Annotated in this window: 19 protein-coding genes; 10 read left to right on the top strand and 9 right to left on the bottom strand. The window is 67.1% G+C overall.

Going from position 1 to position 18251, the window contains the following annotated elements; translation table 11 throughout:
* Position 1: 1 nt before the first annotated feature.
* Positions 2–904 (top strand): LysR family transcriptional regulator, encoded by a 903-nt coding sequence (locus EJI00_RS22945; protein ID WP_126749785.1) that lies wholly within the window; start codon positions 2–4, stop codon positions 902–904.
* A 23-nt stretch (positions 905–927) separates the two neighbouring features.
* On the opposite strand, the gene EJI00_RS22940 is transcribed toward EJI00_RS22945, so the two are convergent.
* Complete coding sequence (locus tag EJI00_RS22940) at positions 928–2154, bottom strand: D-amino acid dehydrogenase (RefSeq protein WP_126749784.1); 1227 nt, start codon at positions 2152–2154, stop codon at positions 928–930.
* 233 nt (positions 2155–2387) lie between these two features.
* Here EJI00_RS22940 and EJI00_RS22935 point away from each other — a divergent pair, with 233 nt between their 5' ends.
* The 5 genes from EJI00_RS22935 to EJI00_RS22915 all read left to right on the top strand — a co-directional run bounded on the left by EJI00_RS22935 (position 2388) and on the right by EJI00_RS22915 (position 6491).
* Positions 2388–3275 (top strand): transporter substrate-binding domain-containing protein, encoded by an 888-nt coding sequence (locus tag EJI00_RS22935; RefSeq protein WP_126749783.1) that lies wholly within the window; start codon positions 2388–2390, stop codon positions 3273–3275.
* 18 nt (positions 3276–3293) lie between these two features.
* Positions 3294–4031, top strand: coding sequence for an aspartate/glutamate racemase family protein (locus tag EJI00_RS22930; RefSeq protein WP_126749782.1), 738 nt, complete (start codon positions 3294–3296; stop codon positions 4029–4031).
* A gap of 131 nt (positions 4032–4162) precedes the next feature.
* Positions 4163–5062, top strand: a complete 900-nt coding sequence (locus tag EJI00_RS22925) for a dienelactone hydrolase family protein (RefSeq protein WP_126749781.1) — start codon at positions 4163–4165, stop codon at positions 5060–5062.
* A gap of 105 nt (positions 5063–5167) precedes the next feature.
* Positions 5168–6142 carry a ZIP family metal transporter gene (locus tag EJI00_RS22920; RefSeq protein WP_126749780.1) on the top strand — a complete coding sequence of 325 codons (975 nt, stop codon included), beginning with the start codon at positions 5168–5170 and terminating at the stop codon, positions 6140–6142.
* 133 nt (positions 6143–6275) lie between these two features.
* On the top strand, positions 6276–6491 hold the full coding sequence (locus tag EJI00_RS22915; protein ID WP_126749779.1) for a hypothetical protein: 216 nt from the start codon (positions 6276–6278) through the stop codon (positions 6489–6491).
* On the opposite strand, the gene EJI00_RS22910 is transcribed toward EJI00_RS22915, so the two are convergent.
* Positions 6488–7672, bottom strand: coding sequence for an NAD(P)/FAD-dependent oxidoreductase (locus tag EJI00_RS22910; protein ID WP_126749778.1), 1185 nt, complete (start codon positions 7670–7672; stop codon positions 6488–6490). The two genes, EJI00_RS22915 and EJI00_RS22910, sit on opposite strands and share 4 nt — an antisense overlap.
* Positions 7673–7873: 201 nt before the next feature.
* Between EJI00_RS22910 and EJI00_RS22905 the strand changes: the two genes are divergently transcribed.
* Positions 7874–8575 carry a helix-turn-helix domain-containing protein gene (locus EJI00_RS22905; protein ID WP_126749777.1) on the top strand — a complete coding sequence of 234 codons (702 nt, stop codon included), beginning with the start codon at positions 7874–7876 and terminating at the stop codon, positions 8573–8575.
* Between the two features lie 21 nt (positions 8576–8596).
* Here the strand turns inward: EJI00_RS22905 and EJI00_RS22900 are convergent, their stop codons facing one another.
* From EJI00_RS22900 to EJI00_RS22870, 7 genes are read right to left on the bottom strand one after another with little or no spacing between them, the layout of a single operon-like run.
* Positions 8597–9241 (bottom strand): DUF3299 domain-containing protein, encoded by a 645-nt coding sequence (locus tag EJI00_RS22900; protein WP_126749776.1) that lies wholly within the window; start codon positions 9239–9241, stop codon positions 8597–8599.
* Between the two features lie 4 nt (positions 9242–9245).
* The gene (locus EJI00_RS22895) at positions 9246–10508 is read right to left on the bottom strand and encodes an ABC transporter permease (protein WP_126749775.1); all 1263 of its coding nucleotides are present in this window, start codon (positions 10506–10508) and stop codon (positions 9246–9248) included.
* A gap of 10 nt (positions 10509–10518) precedes the next feature.
* Entirely contained in the window at positions 10519–11265 is a 747-nt protein-coding gene (locus EJI00_RS22890) for an ABC transporter ATP-binding protein (RefSeq protein WP_126749774.1), read from the bottom strand.
* 4 nt (positions 11266–11269) lie between these two features.
* Positions 11270–11848 (bottom strand): DUF2796 domain-containing protein, encoded by a 579-nt coding sequence (locus tag EJI00_RS22885; RefSeq protein ID WP_126749773.1) that lies wholly within the window; start codon positions 11846–11848, stop codon positions 11270–11272.
* Positions 11845–12753 carry a sulfurtransferase gene (locus EJI00_RS22880; RefSeq protein ID WP_126749772.1) on the bottom strand — a complete coding sequence of 303 codons (909 nt, stop codon included), beginning with the start codon at positions 12751–12753 and terminating at the stop codon, positions 11845–11847. Before EJI00_RS22880 ends, EJI00_RS22885 begins: the two co-directional genes overlap by 4 nt.
* A gap of 37 nt (positions 12754–12790) precedes the next feature.
* Positions 12791–13708 (bottom strand): DMT family transporter, encoded by a 918-nt coding sequence (locus tag EJI00_RS22875; protein ID WP_126749800.1) that lies wholly within the window; start codon positions 13706–13708, stop codon positions 12791–12793.
* Positions 13709–13730: 22 nt separating this feature from the next.
* Positions 13731–14873, bottom strand: a complete 1143-nt coding sequence (locus EJI00_RS22870; protein WP_126749771.1) for an aromatic ring-hydroxylating oxygenase subunit alpha — start codon at positions 14871–14873, stop codon at positions 13731–13733.
* A gap of 282 nt (positions 14874–15155) precedes the next feature.
* On the opposite strand from EJI00_RS22870, the gene xseB reads away from it, so the two are divergent.
* Genes xseB through dxs form a run of 3 tightly spaced genes read left to right on the top strand, consistent with a single transcriptional unit; the run spans position 15156 to position 18229 of the window.
* Positions 15156–15422, top strand: coding sequence for an exodeoxyribonuclease VII small subunit (gene xseB / locus EJI00_RS22865; protein ID WP_126749770.1), 267 nt, complete (start codon positions 15156–15158; stop codon positions 15420–15422).
* Positions 15419–16333, top strand: coding sequence for a polyprenyl synthetase family protein (locus EJI00_RS22860; RefSeq protein WP_126749769.1), 915 nt, complete (start codon positions 15419–15421; stop codon positions 16331–16333). The genes xseB and EJI00_RS22860 overlap by 4 nt, the downstream gene beginning before the upstream one ends.
* A 39-nt stretch (positions 16334–16372) precedes the next feature.
* Positions 16373–18229, top strand: a complete 1857-nt coding sequence (gene dxs, locus EJI00_RS22855) for a 1-deoxy-D-xylulose-5-phosphate synthase (protein WP_126749768.1) — start codon at positions 16373–16375, stop codon at positions 18227–18229.
* Positions 18230–18251: the final 22 nt, after the last annotated feature.

Genomic DNA, 18251 nt, shown 5'->3' with positions numbered 1-18251 from the left:
GATGCGGCTGCGCCACATCGAGGTCTTCAACGCCATCATGCTCACGGGCAGCGTGAGCGCGGCGGCGCGGCTCATCAACATCACGCAGCCGGCGGTGAGCCGCACGCTGCAGCATGCCGAGCTGCAACTGGGCTTTCCGCTGTTCCAGCGCGCCAAGGGCAGGCTGACGCCGACCACCGAGGCGCTCACGCTGTATCCGCACATCGAGCGGCTGTTCGCGCAGCTCGACGAAGTGCAGCGCCTGGCGGCCAACCTGCGCGCGGGCAGCGACACCGGCGAGCTGCGCATCCTCAGCGTGCTGGCATTGAGCTACGAGGTGCTGCCGCGCGCGCTCAAGGCGTTTCGCGAAAAGCACCCGGGCTATTCGATCACCGTCGAATCGCTGCATTCGCCGCAGATCATGTCGGCGCTGCTGCTGCAGGAGGCCGACGTGGGCTTTGTCTTCAGCCCCGCGGTGCATTCCTCGCTCACGCAGGAAACGCTTGCCGACACGCGCATGGTGTGCATCGCGCCGAAGGGCATGCTTCCGCGCGCGCTGGTGCGCAATGGGTCGGTGGCGCTGCATGACCTGGTCGACCGGCCCGTCATCGGGCTCGACAGCCGAGACCCGGTGGGCACCAGCCTGAGCCAGGCCTGCCGCCAGGCCGGCGTCGGCTTCCAGCAGGCGGTGGTCACGGTGCAGACGTATCACGCCGCGCTGTCGATGGCCCACCACGGGCTGGGCGTGGCGCTGGTCGATGGCTGCACGGCGCGCTCGGCCGACGGCACCAAGGTCGACGTGCTGGCACTGGAGCCGCACATTCCGGTGCCGGTGCGCGCGCTGCGCTTTGCGGGACGGCCCGATTCAGTGGCGGTCCGCGGAATTACGCGCTGCATGCGCGAGGCGATAGAGCAGGCGGCCTGAGGGCGGCCTGCCGCCCGTGAAGCTCAGGCCAATGACTCCGCGGGCTCCAGCGCATCGGCAATCCGCCGAGCGGAGCCGAAAGCCAGTGTGAAGCCCAACGCGCCGTGCCCGGTGTTGAACAGCATGTTCGGTGGAGCGCTCGCAAGTCGGCCGATGATCGGCAGGCCCTTCGGCGTGGCGGGCCGCATGCCGGTCCACGGGTGCAGTTCTTCGAGCGGGCTCGCATGCGGGAACACGGCGCGTGTCGCGGCCGCCAGCGTTTCGATGCGCGTCGCCGGAATGCTCGCGTCGTGCCCCACGAGTTCCGCCATGCCCGCTACGCGCAGCCGTGAGCCGATGCGCGCGAACACCACCTTGCGTGCGCTGTCGGTCACGTTCACGCTGGGCGCTGCGCCGGGCGAAGGATCGACATCGACCGTGATGCTGTAGCCCTTGAGCGGGTACACCGGCAGGTAGGCGCCGAGTGCACGCCCGAGCTTGTGCGAGGCCGAGCCCAGTGCCATCACGAAGGCGTCGGCCTCCACGTCGCCATCGCTCGTTTTCACGGCGGCCACCCGGCCCTCGCTGCGCGCGAAGCCGTGCACGTCGGCGCCGAGCAGAAAGCGCACGCCGCGCCCGCTGAGCACCCGCATCAGTTCGCCGCAAACCTTCAGGCAATCGGCCGCGCACTCGCTCGGCGTGTAGACAGCGCCGGCCATCTGGCCGCGATAGCCGGCGAGCGCGGGCTCGATGGCGGCGCATTCGTCGGGCGAAACAATGCGCTGCTCGCTGCCCATGGCGCGCTGCAATTCGAGCTGCGCGCGCGCGCCTTCGAGCGATACGGGGCTGGCATAGAGCACCAGCTTGCCGGTGGCGGAAAAATCGCAGTCGGGCGCAACGTCGGCCTGCATGGCCTCGAACCCGCTGCGGCTCAGCGCGGCCAAGGCCAACAGTTGCGCCGTGGTGTCGCGCGAGGTCTGCGCATTGCAGGCCGCAAGAAAGGCCAGGCCCCAGCGCCACTGCAGCGGATCGAGCTGCGGGCGCAGCTTGAGCGGGGAGGAGGGCGAGAGCAGCAGCTTGGGCAGCTGCTTCCAGATCGACGGATCGGCCAGCGGCTGCACGTACGAGTAGCTGAGCTGCGCGCCGTTGCCGCCGCTCGCGCCCGCACCCGGGGCCGCTCGGTCGATCACCGTGACTTGATGGCCCAGGCGTTCGAGTTGCCAGGCGGTGGCCAGGCCCACGATGCCGGCGCCGAGCACACACACATGCATGGGGCAACTTTCCAAAGGAGGGAGCAAAGAGAGGGGAGTGCTGAATGTAGGCGCGCGCACGCCTGCCCGGAAATGCCAAAAGCGCGGTGGCCCATAGCCAAAGCGCATGCCTTGGTGCTCGCTCTTCCTAACCCATAACCTTTGGGTATGGCCTAGGGTTCATTTGGAATTGTCGCCATGTGTCACTCCTTCTTACACTGGCCGCTCTGTTCAACCAACTGAAGAAGGCTCGCATGAAACTCTCCGCATTGATGGCCGCTGCTGCCGTGGTGCTGCTTACCGCCACCGGCGTCCAGGCCGCCGACACGCTGGCCAAGATCGCCGAGTCCGGCAAGATCACGCTCGCCTACCGCGAGTCGTCGGTGCCCTTCAGCTACCTGGACGGCCCCAACAAGCCGATCGGTTTCTCGGTCGAACTTTCCAACGCCGTGGTCGAGGCGGTGAAGAAAAAGCTCAACAAGCCCAACCTGCAGGTGCAGCTGATGCCGGTGACCTCGCAGAACCGCATTCCCCTGATCACCAACGGCACGGTCGACCTGGAGTGCGGCTCCACCACCAACAACACCGCGCGCGGCAAGGACGTGGCCTTTGCCGTCAACCATTTCTATACGGGCACGCGCCTGTTGACCAAGAAGTCTTCCAAGATCAAGGACTACGCCGACCTGGCCAAGAAGACGGTGGCCAGCACCACCGGCACCACCAACGCGCTGGTCATGCGCAAGTACAACACCGAGAAGAACCTCGACATGGACATCGTGCTCGGCAAGGACCACGCCGACGCCTTCCTGCTGGTGGAAAGCGACCGCGCCGTGGCGTTTGCCATGGACGACATCCTGCTGTTCGGCCTGATTGCCAACGCCAAGAACCCGGCCGACTACGAAGTGGTGGGCGAGGCGCTGCAGGTCGAGCCTTATGCCTGCATGCTGCCGAAGGACGACCCGGCCTTCAAGAAGCTGGTGGACGACACCTTCATCGGCATGATGAAGAGCGGCGAGTTCGAGAAGCTCTACACCAAGTGGTTCATGTCGCCGATCCCGCCGAAGAACGTGCCGCTGAATTTGCCCATGAGCCAGCAGCTCAAGGACAACCTCAAGACCCCTTCGGACAAGCCGGCGACCTGACGCGAGCGGACGTACGCAATGGCTTCGACGAACGTAGTGGGCATTCTGGGCGGCATGGGCCCTGCGGCGGGGGCGGACTTCGTCCGGCTCTTCGTGCAGGCCTGCGCCCAGCAGATGCGCGCTCGCGGGGAGCCGGTGCGGGACCAGTCCTTTCCAGAGCACTGGCTGGCGCAGGTGCCGGTGCCTGACCGAACCGACGCGCTGGGCTCGGCGGAGACCGGCGCGCACCAGCCGCTCGAGCCGATGCTGCAGGCACTGGGGCGGCTGGCCGCGCTGGGCAGCCAGGCCGTGGCCATTGCCTGCAACACCGCGCATGCCTGGCATGCCCGACTGCAGGAACGCTTTCCGCAAGTGGAGCTGCTGCACATGGCGCGCGAGGTGGCGCAGCATCTTGCCGCGCAAGGCGCGGGCAATGTGGCGCTGATGGCCACCGAGGGCACCTACCGCGTGCGCCTCTACGAACATGCGCTGGCCGAGGCGGGACTCGACTGCCTTGTGCCGCTGCAGGAAGAACGCCGCATCATCACGCGCGGCATCTTCGAGGGCGTGAAGGCCGGAAACATGCGGCTGGCCGAAGAGTGTTTTTCGCAGGTGGCGCTGCGGCTGGCGGAACGCCACGGGCCGGTCACCATCATCATGGGCTGCACCGAGGTGCCGCTCGGCCTGCAGGGCTCGGCCGCGGTCGCCGGGCTGAACCTGGTCGATCCGGCTCAGGTGCTGGCCGCCGCATTGGCGCGCCGCGCCTATCGCAACTGAAGACTTTAGGCCGCACTGCAGCCCTGTTGACATCCGGGCCCCTGGGATACGGACCGCGCTGAATTCGCCTACATTGCGGCGTGCGTTTTCACGCATGCCCCTTGTCCGACGATTCAACTGGAGCCCTTCCCATGTCCCTTCGCGACGACAGCCGTTCCGATTTCGATTCGCTTCGCCCCGGCGAGAGCACAGAGCAGGGCGCCACGCGCCGCACCGCACTCAAGGCCGCCATCGGCGTGGGCTATGCGGCCGCCGTCCTGCCCGTTGCCGCGCAGACTGCCATCAGCACCTCGGCCGAGGGCCTGAAGGCCGGGCCGATCAAATACACCGTCAACGGCTTCGAGGTGCCTGCCTATGCGGCCGCGCCGGCCGGCAAGACGGGCCTGCCGGTGATCCTGGTGATCCAGGAGATCTTCGGCGTGCACGAATACATTGCCGACACCTGCCGCCGCTTTGCCAAGCTGGGCTACCTGGCCATTGCCCCCGAGCTTTATGCACGCCAGGGCGATCCGCGCGGCTACACCGACATTCCCAAGCTGCAGGCCGACATCGTGACCAAGGTGCCCGATGCGCAGGTCATGGCCGACCTGGACGGCGCGCTTGCGTATTCCGGGGCCAACGGCGGCAATGTTGCCAAGGCCGGCATCACCGGCTTCTGCTGGGGCGGCCGCATCGTGTGGCTCTATGCCGCCACCGGCAAGGTGAAGGCCGGCGTGGCCTGGTATGGCCGCCTGGTCGGCCAGCCGAGCGAATTGACGCCCAGGCACCCCGTCGATGTGGCGGCCAGCCTGCAGGCGCCGGTGCTCGGCTTGTACGGCGGAAAAGACCAGGGCATCCCGCTTGACACGGTTGATAAGATGAAAGCAGCGTTGGCAAATGGAACCCCGGCTGCCAAGGCTTCGAGCTTCGTCGTGTATCCCGAAGCAGGCCACGCGTTCCATGCCGACTACCGCCCGAGCTATGTAAAGAGCGCGGCCGATGACGGATGGCAGCGAGCCACGGCCTGGTTCAAAGCCAATGGCGTCGTCTGACGACGGCCTGTAGCCACTCACCGCCGAAGGCCGTCCCTGTGACGGCCTTTCTCTTTTTATGAACGTTGTCGGGCATCGGTGCCCATCGAAATTGCGCAAGCAGCTATGAATTTGATAGTGATCATCGCGGCGACCCTGGTTGCCGGCATCGGAAGCGTGTGGCTCGCGGCCTTGCTCTTGCGCGTGGGCGTGCGCAGCGGCTCGGGCGGGGTGAATTCGCAGCACCTGCTGAGCCTGGCCGCAGGGGCGCTGCTCGCCACCGCGTTCATGCACCTGTTGCCGGAGGCCTTCGAAAGCCGCATCCAGCCCGCGCTGCTGTTCGGCGTGCTGCTGTTCGGCCTGGTGTTCTTCTTTCTGCTGGACAAGGCCGAACTCTGGCACCACGGGCACGAGCATCACCATGGCAGCCCCGCGCCGGGGCCGATCGGCGCAGGGCACCAAACGAATCACGCCGCGCACGATCATGCGCACGGCCGCGCCCACGATCATGACCACGCCGGCCATGGCCATTCGCACAGCCACGCGCCTCGCGCGGGCGGCGGCTGGGCCGTGCTCACCGGCGACAGCGTGCACTGCTTCGGCGACGGCATCCTGATCGCGTCGGCCTTCATCGCGGACATCCGCCTTGGCCTGGTGGCGGCCATCGCGGTGCTCGCGCACGAGGTGCCGCACCACATCGGCGACCTCGTCGTGCTGCGCCAGAGCTCGGCCAACCAGCGCGCGGCGTTGATCAAGGTGTCGCTCGCCGGCACCATGACCATGCTCGGCGGCATCGTTGGATGGTGGCTGGTCGACCAGCTGCACGGCTGGTTGCCTTACTTCCTGGTGCTGGCCAGCAGCAGCTTCGTCTACGTGGCGCTGGCCGACCTGATTCCACAATTGCAGAAGCGTTTGCCGGCGCGGCAGACCGCGGCGCAGATCGTGTGGCTGGTGGTGGGCATTGCGCTCGTCACGCTCGTGAGCCGGCTTGCGCACGGCGAGCACGACCATGGCCACTCGGAACATGGTCACGCCGAGCATGGCCACTCGGAGCACGGCCATGCGCACGAAGGCGAAGGAGCCCCGGCGCACAAGGACTGACCCACAGCACGGGTTGGATGGATACGTTCCGAAACCGACGCTGTTCCGGGGAATTGACGCACGGCACCTGAAAGAGGTGCAACATTGGGGGTCTGACGAATGTCTCGCTCATCCCATCGCCGAGGAACCGATCATGAACAACGTCGACGCCAAGAAGCGCCCCGCTCCGCCATCGCCCGAAGATGACGACGACGATTCGCCTGTCGACGACTTCGAAGAATCGGAATCGGAAGCCGCCGACGACCTGTCGGATGCAACCGGCATCGACCTGACCGATGCCAGCGAACTCGACGCCGACAACGTGCCCGCGGACGAAGAGTTTGCCCGCGTGATGAACGCGCCCGACTAAGCCGCTTTCGACGACCCCTCGCCACTTGCAGCCGCCGCACGCAAGCGCTGCGGGCCCAGCATTCCGGCCGTCAGCCCGAAGCCCGCAATGCGCTGCGGCACCGGCAGGCCGCGCGCGAGTGCCGCACATGCCTCGCCCATGGCTGCCGAAGTCTGGATGCCATAGCCACCCTGCGCCGCAAGCCAGAAGAAGCCGGGCGCCTCTGGCTCGAACCCGCCCACCAGGTCGCCATCGGCCACGAAGGAACGCAGACCCGCCCAGGTGCGGGTGGGGCGGCGAATGGTGAGCGTGGTGGCTTCCTCGATGCGGTGGATGGCGAAGGCGACATCCAGCTCTTCGGGCTGCACGTCTTGCGGCTCGACCGGATCGGCGTTGGCCGGCGAACCGAGCAGCATGCCGGCGTCGGGCTTGATGTACCAGCCTTCGTCGGCGCTGAACACCATGGGCCAGTGCGCCACATTGCTGCCTTCAGGCGGCGCGAAGATGAAGGCCGAGCGCCGCCGCGGCTCGATGCCGATGGGCCACACGCCCGCCAGTTGCGCAATGGTGTCGACCCACGCGCCCGCCGCGTTGATGACCACTGGCGCTTCGTAGACCACGTCGCCTGCCGTCACGCGCCAGCCGTCGCCCACGCGCTCGAGCGCGGTCACGCCGGCGTCGCACACCAGCTTGCCGCCGGCCTGCCGCATGCCGCGCAGGTAGCCCTGGTGGATGGCGTGCACGTCCATGTCGGACGCATCGGGCTCATAGACGCCGCCCGCCACTTGTTCGGGCCGCAGCGCCGGCACCATCTCGATGGCCTCTTCGCTGCTGAGCCGCTGTGCACCGGTGTTCATGGCGCGCAGCACCTCCCAGTGGGCTTCGAGCTCGGCCACGTGGTCGGCGTCGGCCACCATCAACGCGCCGCGCGGCGTGAGGAGCGGGTGCTCGGCAAAGCCTTCTGGCGGGCGTTCGAGAAACGCGCGGCTTGCCATGGTGAGCGCGCGTACCTGGGCCGTGCCGTAGCTTTCCATGAAGAGCGCGGCCGAGCGGCCGGTGGAGTGATAGCCCGGCTGGGCCTCGCGTTCGAGCAGGATCACGCGGGCATGCGGCGCGAGCCAGTAGGCCACCGAGGCACCGGCAATGCCGCCGCCAATCACGAGGTAGTCGGCCGCAACGGGCGCTGGTGTGTTGGAAGTCATTGGCGGAGTGTAGGTAGAAATTTGCGTATACGCAAATTTCTTCAAGGCCCACCGAGAGGGGGTGGGACGCACCGTGGTGGTGAAATTTGCGTGTCCGCAATTTGCGCATACGCAATTTCCGTGCATCGGCCGCGGGCACCGTGGCACGGATTCGGGCACTGGACTGGCAGAATCGCGCTGCACTACAAGAGAAAGCCAAGCGTGAATCCACACACGGGCAACAAGCCGCGACCCAAGCTGGGGACAAAGCCGAAGGACGAACAGCCGGCGCTGGACCGCACCACCTTCGGCAACCGCCTGCGCACAGCACGCAAGCGTTTCGGCTGGACGCTGGCTCAGCTGGCCGAGCGCTCGGGCGTGTCGATCACCACCATCTCGCGCGCGGAACGCGGGCAACTCGCGCTCGGGTACGAGAACTTCACCGCGCTCGGCCGCGCGCTCGAGATGGACATGAACGCAATGTTCGCGGGGGCCGGCGTCAAGCCCGCGCAACTCGATGGGCCGGTCGTCACCCGCGCGGGCAAGGGCGTGGTGTACCGCGGCCTTTCAATCGCCTACGAGTTCCTGGGCACCACGGCCGCGGGCAAGCAGATGAGCCCGATCGTCGGCACCGTGCACGCACGGCGCATTCACGGGCCCGAGGACTTCGTGAAGCATCCGGGAGAAGAGTTCGCCTATGTGCTTTCGGGCGAGATCGAGGTGCATTTCGACAACGGCAAGGTGGTGCGCCTTGCCCGCGGCGATTCGCTGTATTTCGACAGCCGCATCGGCCACGCCTACGTGAGCGTCAGCCGGCAGCTTGCAAAGATCGTGGGCATGACCACGGCGGAAAGCGGGCACATGAAGTCGGCGCGAGAGGCGCCTGATGCGCCCGCTCCAAAGCCGGCACGCAAGGCCCGCTGAGGCGTCGCGCCGCCGGCCAGTCTATTTGGCGCCGCCCGAGTATTTGGTGACGCTCGTCGCGTTCACGTGATAGCCGCTCACGCCCATCATGGAGTCGTTGCGCATCGTCTGCAGCTTGCCCGTGACCCACACGGTGTCCATGGCGCGGAACTTGGCGCCCTTTGACGTGACCACGTGCAGGATCTGGTTGGCCGGCGGCGGCGGGGTATGAATGCAGGCGCCGAAGTAGGGCACGAGCAGGAACTCGGTCACTTCGCCCTTGGCTTCTTCGAGCGGCACGATGAAGCCCGGGATCTTGATTTCGGCGCCGTTCATCGCGGGGTTGGTCGGCGCGTTGTTCGACACTTCCTGCATCTTCATGAGCAGCTCGTTGGCGCGCGGGTCGCCGTCGTTGAGCGAGCTCAGGTCCATGCCCTTGAACTCCTTGGCCGGATCCCAGTCTTTCGGCACCAGTTCTTCCCAGGTGATCTGGCGCGGCTGGCCGGGCGTGCCCTTGGCAGCAGCAGGTGCGGCCGGCGCTGCCTTGCCGCCGAGCGGGTTCGAGGCGGTGGTGTCCTTGGGCGCAGGGTCGGCGGCCCATGTGGCGGCTGCTAAGCCCGCGCCGGCAAGCAGCATCGAAAGCCGGGTGAAAGCTCGGAACGTGGAGGTCTTCTTTGCGATGCGCATGGTTTCAAATCCTGGGTGAGAGACCGTCGGCAAGAGAGAGCCGGTAGGCACGAATGCCGGGCAGCAGGCTGGCCAGCCAACCTGCCACCAACAGGCTCGCCATCAGCAGCCATTCGTTCAGTGTAGGTTCTGAAAGGCTCAGTGTCAGCCCGAACTGCGACTGCAGCCATGGCGCGAGCAGGGCAATGCCGAGCACCGCCATGACCACACCCAGCGCCACACCCAGAACGGTGACCATGGCGCCCTCGAGCGCGAGCAGCGCCAGCACCTGGCGCAGGCCGGCGCCCACGGCGCGGAGCACGGCAAGTTCGCGCCGCCGCTCGTTCAGGCTCGCCATCACCACCGAGACAAGGCCCGCAAGGCTCACCAGCGCGACCAGCGCCGACATCAGCAGCAACGCGTTTTCGCCGATCCCGATCACGCTCCACAGTTCGTCGAGCGCCACGCCGGGCAGGATGGCCATCAGCGGTTCGCCGGTGTAGGTGGAAATCCAGCGCTGCACGCCGAAGACGGCGGAGCGGTTCTTCAGGCCCACGAGTGCGGCCGTTACGTTCTTGGGCGTGAGGTCGAACTTGCGCACCTGCTCGGCCGGAATCTTGACGCCGGGCATCGGGGCGCCGCCCACCCATTCGAGATGAATGGCTTCCATCGCTTCGAGGCCGATGTGCACCGTGCGATCGACCGGCGTGCCGGTGCGCGCGAGCACGCCGACCACCGTGAAGGGCTTGTCGGCATGCTCGGCCGTGTTGAGTTCGCCGCTGCCGTGGGCGAGGGTGATCTTCCGGCCGACGTGGTAGCCGAGCTTGTCGGCCACTTCGGCGCCCACCACGGCATCGAACAGTTCGCTGAAGGGCTTGCCCTCGCGCAGTTTCAGCGACTGGCGGTCGCCATAGCGAAAGCGGGTGAAGTATTCGGGCGAGGTGGCCAGCACCGCGAAGCCGCGGTGCGAGTCACCGAGCGAAAGCGGCACCACCCAGTCGACGCCCTGGTGTGAAGCCAGGGCCTGCACGCTCTTCCACGAGATGTTGTTCGTGGCCGCGCCGATGCGGAACACCGAATACAGCAGCAGCTGCGTGGCGCCCGTGCGCGCACCCACGATCAGGTCGGTGCCCGAGACGGACGACGCGAAGTTCTCGCGCAGCTCGGTGCGGATGCGCTCCACGCCCAGCAGCAGAAAGGTCGACAGCGCAATCGAGAACACGGTGAGCGCGAGCGTGAAGCGCCGGTTCCAGGCGCTGCGCCAGGCAATGGAAAAAAGGGCGCTCATCGGCGTGCCTTCATGCGTCCGCCGCCATTGCTGCCGTCGCGGCGCGATTGATGTCGGGCAGCAGCACATGGCGTGCAAAGCGCTGCGCAATGCGCTGGTCGTGGCTCACGAACACGAGTGCGCTCTGGTTCGTTGCGCAGGCCGTCAGCAGCACGTCGAGAAAGGCCTCGCGCCGGTCTTCGTCGAGCGCGGAAGTGGGCTCGTCGGCGATCACCACCTCGGGCTGGCCGATGAGCGCGCGCGCCGCCGCCACGCGCTGCTGCTGGCCGACGGAAAGCTGCATGGCCTGGCGCTTCCACAGGTTGTGGTCGAGGCCCATCTGGTCGAGCAGGTGCTCGGCCTCCTCACGGGAGCTGCCGCCGCGGGCGGCCTGCGCTTCGCGCCGCTGCGAGAAGCGGCAGGGCAACAGCACGTTGTCGAGCACGCTCAGGTACGGCAGCAGGTTGAACTGCTGAAAGATATAGCCCACGTGCGCAACGCGGCAGCGGTCGCGCGCGGCGCCGGAGAGCTTCGACCAGTCATGCCCCAGCAGCGTGACGCGGCCTTCGTCGGCCACCAGCACGCCGGCCAGCAGGGACAGCAGCGTGCTCTTGCCGCAGCCGCTCGGGCCGTGCAGAAAGACCAGTTCGCCGGCCGTGATGCGAAAGGCCTCGATGTCGATGCAGGGCGTTTTCATGCCGGGCCACGCAAAACGCAGCGCTTCGGCGGCAAGCACGACACGCAGCGGTGCCGCGTCGGCCTGGGGGGCGGTGCTCACAGTGTCACTTGCCCAAGTTCAGGCGCACGGGCTGGCTCGCCTGCGCGCCGGCCGGGCGCTTGAGCTGGCGCTTGAACTGGCCTTGCGCCGAAGCAATCTGCGAATCGATTTGGCGCGTGCCCTTGAACGCGGCGAACAGACTCACGTCGATGAACTTTGCCGCGGCCGCATTGGTGCAATTGAAGGAGAAGGTGGCGTCGAGGTCCGCATGGCCCGGCGGTTCGTTCGGGTCGGGGTTGCCGAGGCCCAGGGCGCTGGAGCGCAGGTCGACGGGGCCGAGCTTGCAATTGGCGGCGGGGTCGACAACAAAGAGCTTGTCCGCTGCACGAAGCTGGGCAATGGCGTCTTCGGCAATTTTTTTCTCGGCGGCGGTCTTGGGCGCGCGCTCGAAGCCGACGATGTTGTCGAGCGGGGACTCCATGTCGATCACCACCGTGGGGCCGTCGATGGCCACGTCGAGCTTGATCTGGCCGTGCACATGCGCGTGCTGTTGCTGGGCCTGTGCCGAGAGAAGGGGTGCTGCGAACAGTGCCGCGGCGAATGCGAAGCCGGATGAAATGCGTCGAAGTCGGATGTGTTTCATGGTTCTGCGCCTTGCCGGGTCGGCAGCCCCGGCGTGTTGCTCCATTCGCTCCAGCTGCCGGCATAGAGCGCGGTCGTCCCAAGCCCTGCGATCTGCATCGCAAGCAGGTTGGGCACAGCGCTCACGCCGCTGCCGCATTGGTGGACAACCGTCGCCGGATCGCGCCCCATGAGCATCGCTTCGAACTCGGCACGCAGTTGCGATGCCGGCTTGAACTTGCCGTCGGGGCCGAGGTTTTCGGCGAAGGGCCGGTTCAGAGCCCCGGGGATGTGACCCGCAATCGGGTCCAGAGGTTCCACCTCTCCGCGATACCGCGCGGCGGCGCGTGCGTCGATCAGCTGCTGGTCAGGCTGGCCGAGCCGGCGCGCTATCGTTTCGGTCGTCACGAGCTGCGCGAGCGGCTCGCCCGGCACAAAGTTCGACTGGAAGCGCGCCGGTTCTTCGCGGCTGGTGACTTCGCCGCCCGCGGCTTGCCATGCTTGCAGGCCGCCGTCGAGCACGGCCACCGCATCGTGGCCCATCCACTTGAGCATCCACCAGAGCCGGCCGCAGAAGTTGGCGCCGTTGCGGTCGTACACCACGGCCTGCATCTCGTTCGAAAAACCGATGCCCGACAGCCAGGCCGCGAACTTCTCGCGGCTCGGCAGCGGGTGGCGTCCGCCCGAGGCCGGTACGCCGTCTTCCTGCGCCACCACCACGTCGCCGTGCGCACCGGGCACGCCGTGTTTCGCGCTGAGGTCGGTGTCGAGGTTCGCAAACACGGCGCCCGGAATGTGGGCGGCGGCATATTGCTGCGCGCCGGCCTCGGGCTTCATGAGGTCGAAGCTGCAGTCGAAAACCATGAGCGGCGTACCGCCGGCTTGCAGCTGCTGGAGTTGTTCGACGCTGATGAGGGTGGTGTACATGACGGGCTCCTTCGTTGTCGATGGGGTTCGATGCGATTCAGTGTTCTTCGGCCGGCGCCTTGGGCACCGCCCGCTGGCGCAGCACCGTGGCCGCGATGCCGCTCACGATGATGAGCGCCATGCCGGCCCAACCGGCGGCGTCGATGCGGTCGTCGAACAGCACCACGCTGTAGAACGCCGCGAACACAATGCCGGAGTACTGCAGGTTGGCCACCACCAGCGTGCCGGCCTGCGTCTTGGCCGTGGCGTAGGCGCGCGTCATGCAAAGTTGCCCGAGCGCGGCCAAGAGGCCGATCGGCAGCAGCCACAGCGCATGCTGCCACGTCCAAGAATTGCCACCCGAAAACCCGGTCGCGGCCGTGGCAAAGGCGCCGGCCACGGCCGAGCCGACCGCGAAATAGAACACCGTGCGCAACTCGGGTTCGCCGATGCGCGACAGCGCCACCACCTGCATGTAGGCAAACGCGGCCGTGAGGCCGGACAGCAGGCCCAGCAGTCCCGCAAAGCCCTGGCTCGCATCCACGCTCGGCTTGAGCATGAGCACCACGCCCACGAAGCCCGCGAGCACGGTCAGCGCGAGCGTGCCCTGCAGCGGCGGCCGCTCGACGCGGCCGTCGCGTCCGGGCACCGGCACCCAGGCCAGCAGCGCACCGCCGACCAGGAAGGCCGCGATCCACACGCTGCTCATGTAGTTGAGCGTGACGGCCGTGGCCAGCGGCATGTGGGCAATGGCATAGAACCACGCGCCGAGCGACACCACGCCGATGATGCTGCGCCAGGCATGCATGCCGGGGTAGCGGGTGGCCATGGAGACGCCGCGGTTGCGCGCCAGCAGCCACAAGAAGACGATGCCGATCAGGCCGCGGCCGAGCACCATTTCCCCACTGTTGAACCAGGCCGACGCCACCTTGACCACCACGCTCATGGTGGCGAACAAGAAGGCGCCAAGCACCATCCAGAGTGCTTGCACTGTTCGCTCAGGCGTTCTGCTGCATCGCGCTGCGGTACCACTCGTGAAACTGCTGCATGCCGTCTTCCATCGGGCTCTGGTAGGGGCCGCTCTCGTCGTCGCCGCGCAGCATCAGCGCGCGGCGGCCGGCGTCCATGCGCTCGGCAATCTCGTCGTCTTCCACGCAGGTTTCCATGTAGGCGGCCTGCTGGGCCTCGACGAATTCGCGCTCGAATGCGACGATTTCCTCGGGGTAGAAGAATTCCACCATGTTGAGCGTCTTGGTGGGGCTCACCGGGTGCAGTGTCGACACCGTGAGCACGTGCGGATACCACTCGATCATGACGTGCGGGTAGTAGGTGAGCCAGATGGCACCGTACTTCGGCGGCTTGCCCTCGCGGTACTTGAGCAGCTGCTCTTGCCACTTTTGATAGATGGGGCTGCCCGCGCGGCCGAGCCGGTTGGCCACGCCCACCGTTTGCACCGAGAAGTTGCGGTTGAACTCCCAGCGCAGGTCGTCGCAGGTCACGAAGCTGCCGAGGCCGGGGTGGAACGGACCGACGTGGTAGTCCTCCAGATAGACCTCGATGAAGGTCTTCCAGTTGTAGTTGCACTCGTGCAGCTCGACGCGGTCGAGCGCGTAGCCCGTGAAGTCCAGGTCGGTGCGCGGGCCGAGTTCGGCCATGTCGGCCGCCACGTCGCGCCCCACGCCGTTTGCGCCGCGCTCGAACAAGAGGCCGTTCCACTCCGTGAGCGGATAGTTGTGCAGGTTGAGGCAGGGGTCCTGGTCGAAATGCGGCGCGCCGATCAGCGTGCCCGTGGTGCGCGGGTCGCTCGCGGCGTAGGTCCAGCGGTGCAGCGGGCAAACGATGTTGCCGCCGGTCTGGTTGTCGAGTTGGCCGCGGCCCTGCAGGATGAGCGCCTGCCGGTGGCGGCACACGTTGGAAATGAGCTCCACCCCCTTGGGCGTGTGCACCAGCGCGCGGCCCTGGTGCTCTTGCGGCAGGGTGTGGAAGTCGCCCAATTCGGGCACCGCCAGGCGATGGCCCACATAGCGCGGACCTTGCGCGAACAGCGTTTGCATTTCGCGCGCGTAAAGCGACTCGTCGAAGTACGCGGAAACTGGAAGTTGGCTCGTGGCCTGCTGCAGTTGAAGACTTAAATCAGACATGGAGGACCTGACCAAGCTCCCCACAGGGAGAAAAAGAGAAAAAACGGAAGGCGCCGTCAGGGAAGGCAACGGCCCGAGAGTTGTGCCGGCGCGGCCGGCAGGGGAACACGCGATTGTACCCAAGGGGGCACCGCAGTGCCCGCGCCCTTTCGTATGCCATTGCGGCAGATTCGGAACCGCGGCGTCCGCTCATCGGTGGCCCCTTGGCCGGGCGCTCCGGGAAGACCGGCGGCCATTTGGTTCCCCGCCCTAAAATGCCCGATTTCATACTTGTTCTCCCGCATGCCCAAGGTCCCTTCTTCCGCCGCCTCCAGCCCGGCGCCCACGCCCGACACCGGGCCGCTGCCGGCCAGCTACGAAGCCGGGCTCCAGGAGTTGGAACAATTGGTTGCAGAGCTCGAGTCGGGCCAACTGCCGCTCGACCAGTTGCTTGGCAGCTACCAGCGCGGTGCCGCGCTGCTCGCCTTCTGCCGCGAGAAGCTCCAGGCGGTCGAAGACCAGATCAAGGTGCTGGACGCGGGCAGCCTCAAGCCCTGGACCGCCGAATGAGCGCCGCTGTGGCCGATTGGGACGCCGCCCGGCTGGCAGGCTGGAGCGAGCCGCATCTGGCGCGTGTAGAAGCCGCGCTGTCGCGCTGGGTCGGCGTCGATGCGCCGGTGCTGCTCGGCGATGCCATGCGCTATGCCGTGCTCGATGGAGGCAAGCGGCTGCGGCCTTTGCTGGTGCTGGCCGCGAGCGAAGCGGTGGGCGGCAATGCGGCTGCGGCGTTGCGCGCAGCCTGCGCCACCGAACTCATTCACGCCTACTCGCTGGTGCACGACGACCTGCCGAGCATGGACAACGACGTGCTGCGGCGTGGCAAGCCCACCGTGCACGTGAAATTCGGTGAGGCCGATGCACTCCTGGCCGGCGACGCCTTGCAGGCCCTGGCCTTCGAACTGCTGACGCCCGAAGGCGACGAGATTCCCGCAGCCACACAGGCCACGCTGTGCCGCCTGTTGGCACGTGCCGCGGGCAGCCAGGGCATGGCTGGCGGGCAGGCCATCGACCTTGCCAGCGTGGGCCTGGCGCTGAACGAAGCGCAGCTGCGCGAAATGCACCGCCTGAAGACCGGCGCGCTGCTGCAGGGCAGTGTCGAGATGGGTGCCGCCTGCGCTGCCAACGTGGCGCCCACCGCGCTGGCCGCGCTGCGCGACTACGGTGCGGCCATTGGCCTGGCGTTCCAGGTGGTGGACGACATCCTCGACGTGACCGCCGATTCGGAAACCCTCGGCAAGACGGCCGGCAAGGACGCCGCCGCGGACAAGCCCACTTATGTCTCGCTGTGGGGCCTCGACGGTGCGCGTGCGCAGGCAAAACAGCTGCTCGCCGAATCGCTCGCTGCGCTCGAGCGCAGCGGCCTGGCCGAGACCGCGGCACTGCGCGCGCTGGCCCACATGGTCGTCGACCGCGACCGATGAACTGCTGAACAGATGGACAAGAAGAACCACGACGCTCCCATGGCCCCGCTGCTTCCCACGCTCCACGATCCTTCGCCCATCCGCCAGTTCGACCGGGCCCAGCTCAAGCAGCTGTCCGACGAAGTGCGCGCCTGCGTGCTCGACAACGTTTCGCGCACCGGCGGGCACCTGAGTTCCAACCTGGGAACGGTGGAGCTCACGGTCGCGCTGCACCATGTGTTCAACACGCCGCACGACCGGCTGGTGTGGGACGTGGGCCACCAGACCTATCCGCACAAGATCCTCACGGGCCGGCGCGAGCGCATGCCCACGCTGCGGCAGATCGGCGGCATCTCGGGCTTTCCGCAGCGAAGCGAGAGCGAGTACGACACCTTCGGCACCGCGCATTCGTCCACCAGCATCTCGGCCGCGCTGGGCATGGCCATGGCCGCCAAGCAGAAGGGCGAAGACCGCCATGCCGTGGCCATCATCGGCGACGGCGCGCTCACCGCCGGCATGGCCTTCGAGGCGCTCAACAACGCCGGCGTGTGCGACTGCAAGCTGCTGGTCATCCTGAACGACAACGACATGTCGATCAGCCCGCCCGTGGGCGCGCTCAACCGCTACCTTGCGCAATTGATGAGCGGCAACTTCTACGCCGCCGCCAAGAACGTCGGCAAGAGCGTGCTGCGCGCCGCGCCGCCGTTGTTCGAGCTGGCCAAGCGTTTCGAGCAGCATGCCAAGGGCATGGTGGTTCCGGCCACGCTGTTCGAGCAGTTCGGCTTCAACTACGTGGGCCCCATCGACGGCCACGACATCGATTCGCTGGTGCCCACGCTCGAGAACCTCAAGCACCTCGACGGCCCGCAGTTCCTGCACGTGGTCACGAAGAAGGGGCAGGGCTACAAGCTGGCCGAGGCCGACCCGGTGGCCTACCACGGCCCTGGCAAGTTCGACCCGCAGGTGGGGCTGGTCAAGTCCGCCGCGGTGGCCAAGCAGACCTTCACGCAGGTCTTCGGGCAATGGCTGTGCGACATGGCGGCGCACGACGGCCGGCTGGTCGGCATCACGCCCGCCATGCGCGAAGGCTCGGGGCTGGTCGAGTTCGAGCAGCGCTTCCCTGACCGGTACTACGACGTCGGCATTGCCGAGCAGCATGCCGTGACCTTCGCGGCCGGCCTCGCTTGCGAAGGCCTGAAGCCGGTGGTCGCCATTTATTCGACCTTTTTGCAGCGCGCCTACGACCAGTTGATTCACGATGTCGCAATCCAGAATCTGCCGGTGATTTTCGCGCTCGACCGAGCGGGCCTGGTGGGCGCCGACGGCGCCACGCATGCGGGCGCGTACGACATTCCGTTCTTGCGCTGCATTCCCAACATGAGCATTGCGTGCCCGGCCGACGAGCGCGAATGCCGCCAGCTGCTGTCGAGCGCTTACGAGCAGAACCACCCGGTGGCTGTGCGCTATCCGCGCGGGTCGGGCGCCGGCGTTACGCCGCACCTGGCGCTCGATGCGCTGCCGTTCGGCAAGGGCGAAGTGCGCCGCCAAGGCAAGCGCATTGCCATCCTCGCATTCGGCACCTTGCTGTACCCGGCGCTCACGGCAGCCGAGTCGCTCGACGCCACGGTGGTCAACATGCGCTGGGCCAAGCCGCTCGACGTCGAGCTGCTGCTGAAGGTGGCAGGCACGCACGACGCGATCGTCACGCTCGAAGAGGGCGCCGTCATGGGCGGCGCGGGCAGCGCGGTGCTCGAGGCGCTGCAGGCGGCCAACGTGCAAAAGCCGGTGCTGCAGCTGGGCTTGCCCGACCGCTTCATCGAGCACGGCGATCCGGGCAAGCTGCTCGCCTCCATCGGCCTCGACGCGGCGGGCATCGAAGCCTCCATCGCTCGGCGCTTCGGCTCCGTCGCAGGGTAAACCCCGGCGGGTTGCCTGTAAG

This window comes from Variovorax sp. DXTD-1, assembly GCF_003984625.1.
In the GTDB taxonomy this organism is placed as follows: Bacteria; Pseudomonadota; Gammaproteobacteria; order Burkholderiales; family Burkholderiaceae_C; genus Variovorax.
The sequence above is the reverse complement of the archived record's forward strand: the minus strand, read 5'-3'. Positions and strand labels throughout refer to the sequence as shown.

Bases quoted from the DNA above. Each gene is read 5' to 3' on its own strand.
- dxs (WP_126749768.1), top strand. From the start codon at position 16,373: ATGGCCCCGCTGCTTCCCACGCTCCACGATCCTTCGCCCATCCGCCAG.
- EJI00_RS22895 (WP_126749775.1), bottom strand. From the start codon at position 10,508: ATGAGCGCCCTTTTTTCCATTGCCTGGCGCAGCGCCTGGAACCGGCGC.
- EJI00_RS22940 (WP_126749784.1), bottom strand. From the start codon at position 2,154: ATGCATGTGTGTGTGCTCGGCGCCGGCATCGTGGGCCTGGCCACCGCC.
- EJI00_RS22925 (WP_126749781.1), top strand. From the start codon at position 4,163: ATGTCCCTTCGCGACGACAGCCGTTCCGATTTCGATTCGCTTCGCCCC.
- EJI00_RS22920 (WP_126749780.1), top strand. From the start codon at position 5,168: ATGAATTTGATAGTGATCATCGCGGCGACCCTGGTTGCCGGCATCGGA.
- EJI00_RS22875 (WP_126749800.1), bottom strand. From the start codon at position 13,708: ATGGTGCTTGGCGCCTTCTTGTTCGCCACCATGAGCGTGGTGGTCAAG.
- xseB (WP_126749770.1), top strand. From the start codon at position 15,156: ATGCCCAAGGTCCCTTCTTCCGCCGCCTCCAGCCCGGCGCCCACGCCC.
- EJI00_RS22860 (WP_126749769.1), top strand. From the start codon at position 15,419: ATGAGCGCCGCTGTGGCCGATTGGGACGCCGCCCGGCTGGCAGGCTGG.
- EJI00_RS22885 (WP_126749773.1), bottom strand. From the start codon at position 11,848: ATGAAACACATCCGACTTCGACGCATTTCATCCGGCTTCGCATTCGCC.
- EJI00_RS22880 (WP_126749772.1), bottom strand. From the start codon at position 12,753: ATGTACACCACCCTCATCAGCGTCGAACAACTCCAGCAGCTGCAAGCC.
- EJI00_RS22910 (WP_126749778.1), bottom strand. From the start codon at position 7,672: ATGACTTCCAACACACCAGCGCCCGTTGCGGCCGACTACCTCGTGATT.
- EJI00_RS22915 (WP_126749779.1), top strand. From the start codon at position 6,276: ATGAACAACGTCGACGCCAAGAAGCGCCCCGCTCCGCCATCGCCCGAA.
- EJI00_RS22930 (WP_126749782.1), top strand. From the start codon at position 3,294: ATGGCTTCGACGAACGTAGTGGGCATTCTGGGCGGCATGGGCCCTGCG.
- EJI00_RS22945 (WP_126749785.1), top strand. From the start codon at position 2: ATGCGGCTGCGCCACATCGAGGTCTTCAACGCCATCATGCTCACGGGC.
- EJI00_RS22935 (WP_126749783.1), top strand. From the start codon at position 2,388: ATGAAACTCTCCGCATTGATGGCCGCTGCTGCCGTGGTGCTGCTTACC.
- EJI00_RS22870 (WP_126749771.1), bottom strand. From the start codon at position 14,873: ATGTCTGATTTAAGTCTTCAACTGCAGCAGGCCACGAGCCAACTTCCA.
- EJI00_RS22900 (WP_126749776.1), bottom strand. From the start codon at position 9,241: ATGCGCATCGCAAAGAAGACCTCCACGTTCCGAGCTTTCACCCGGCTT.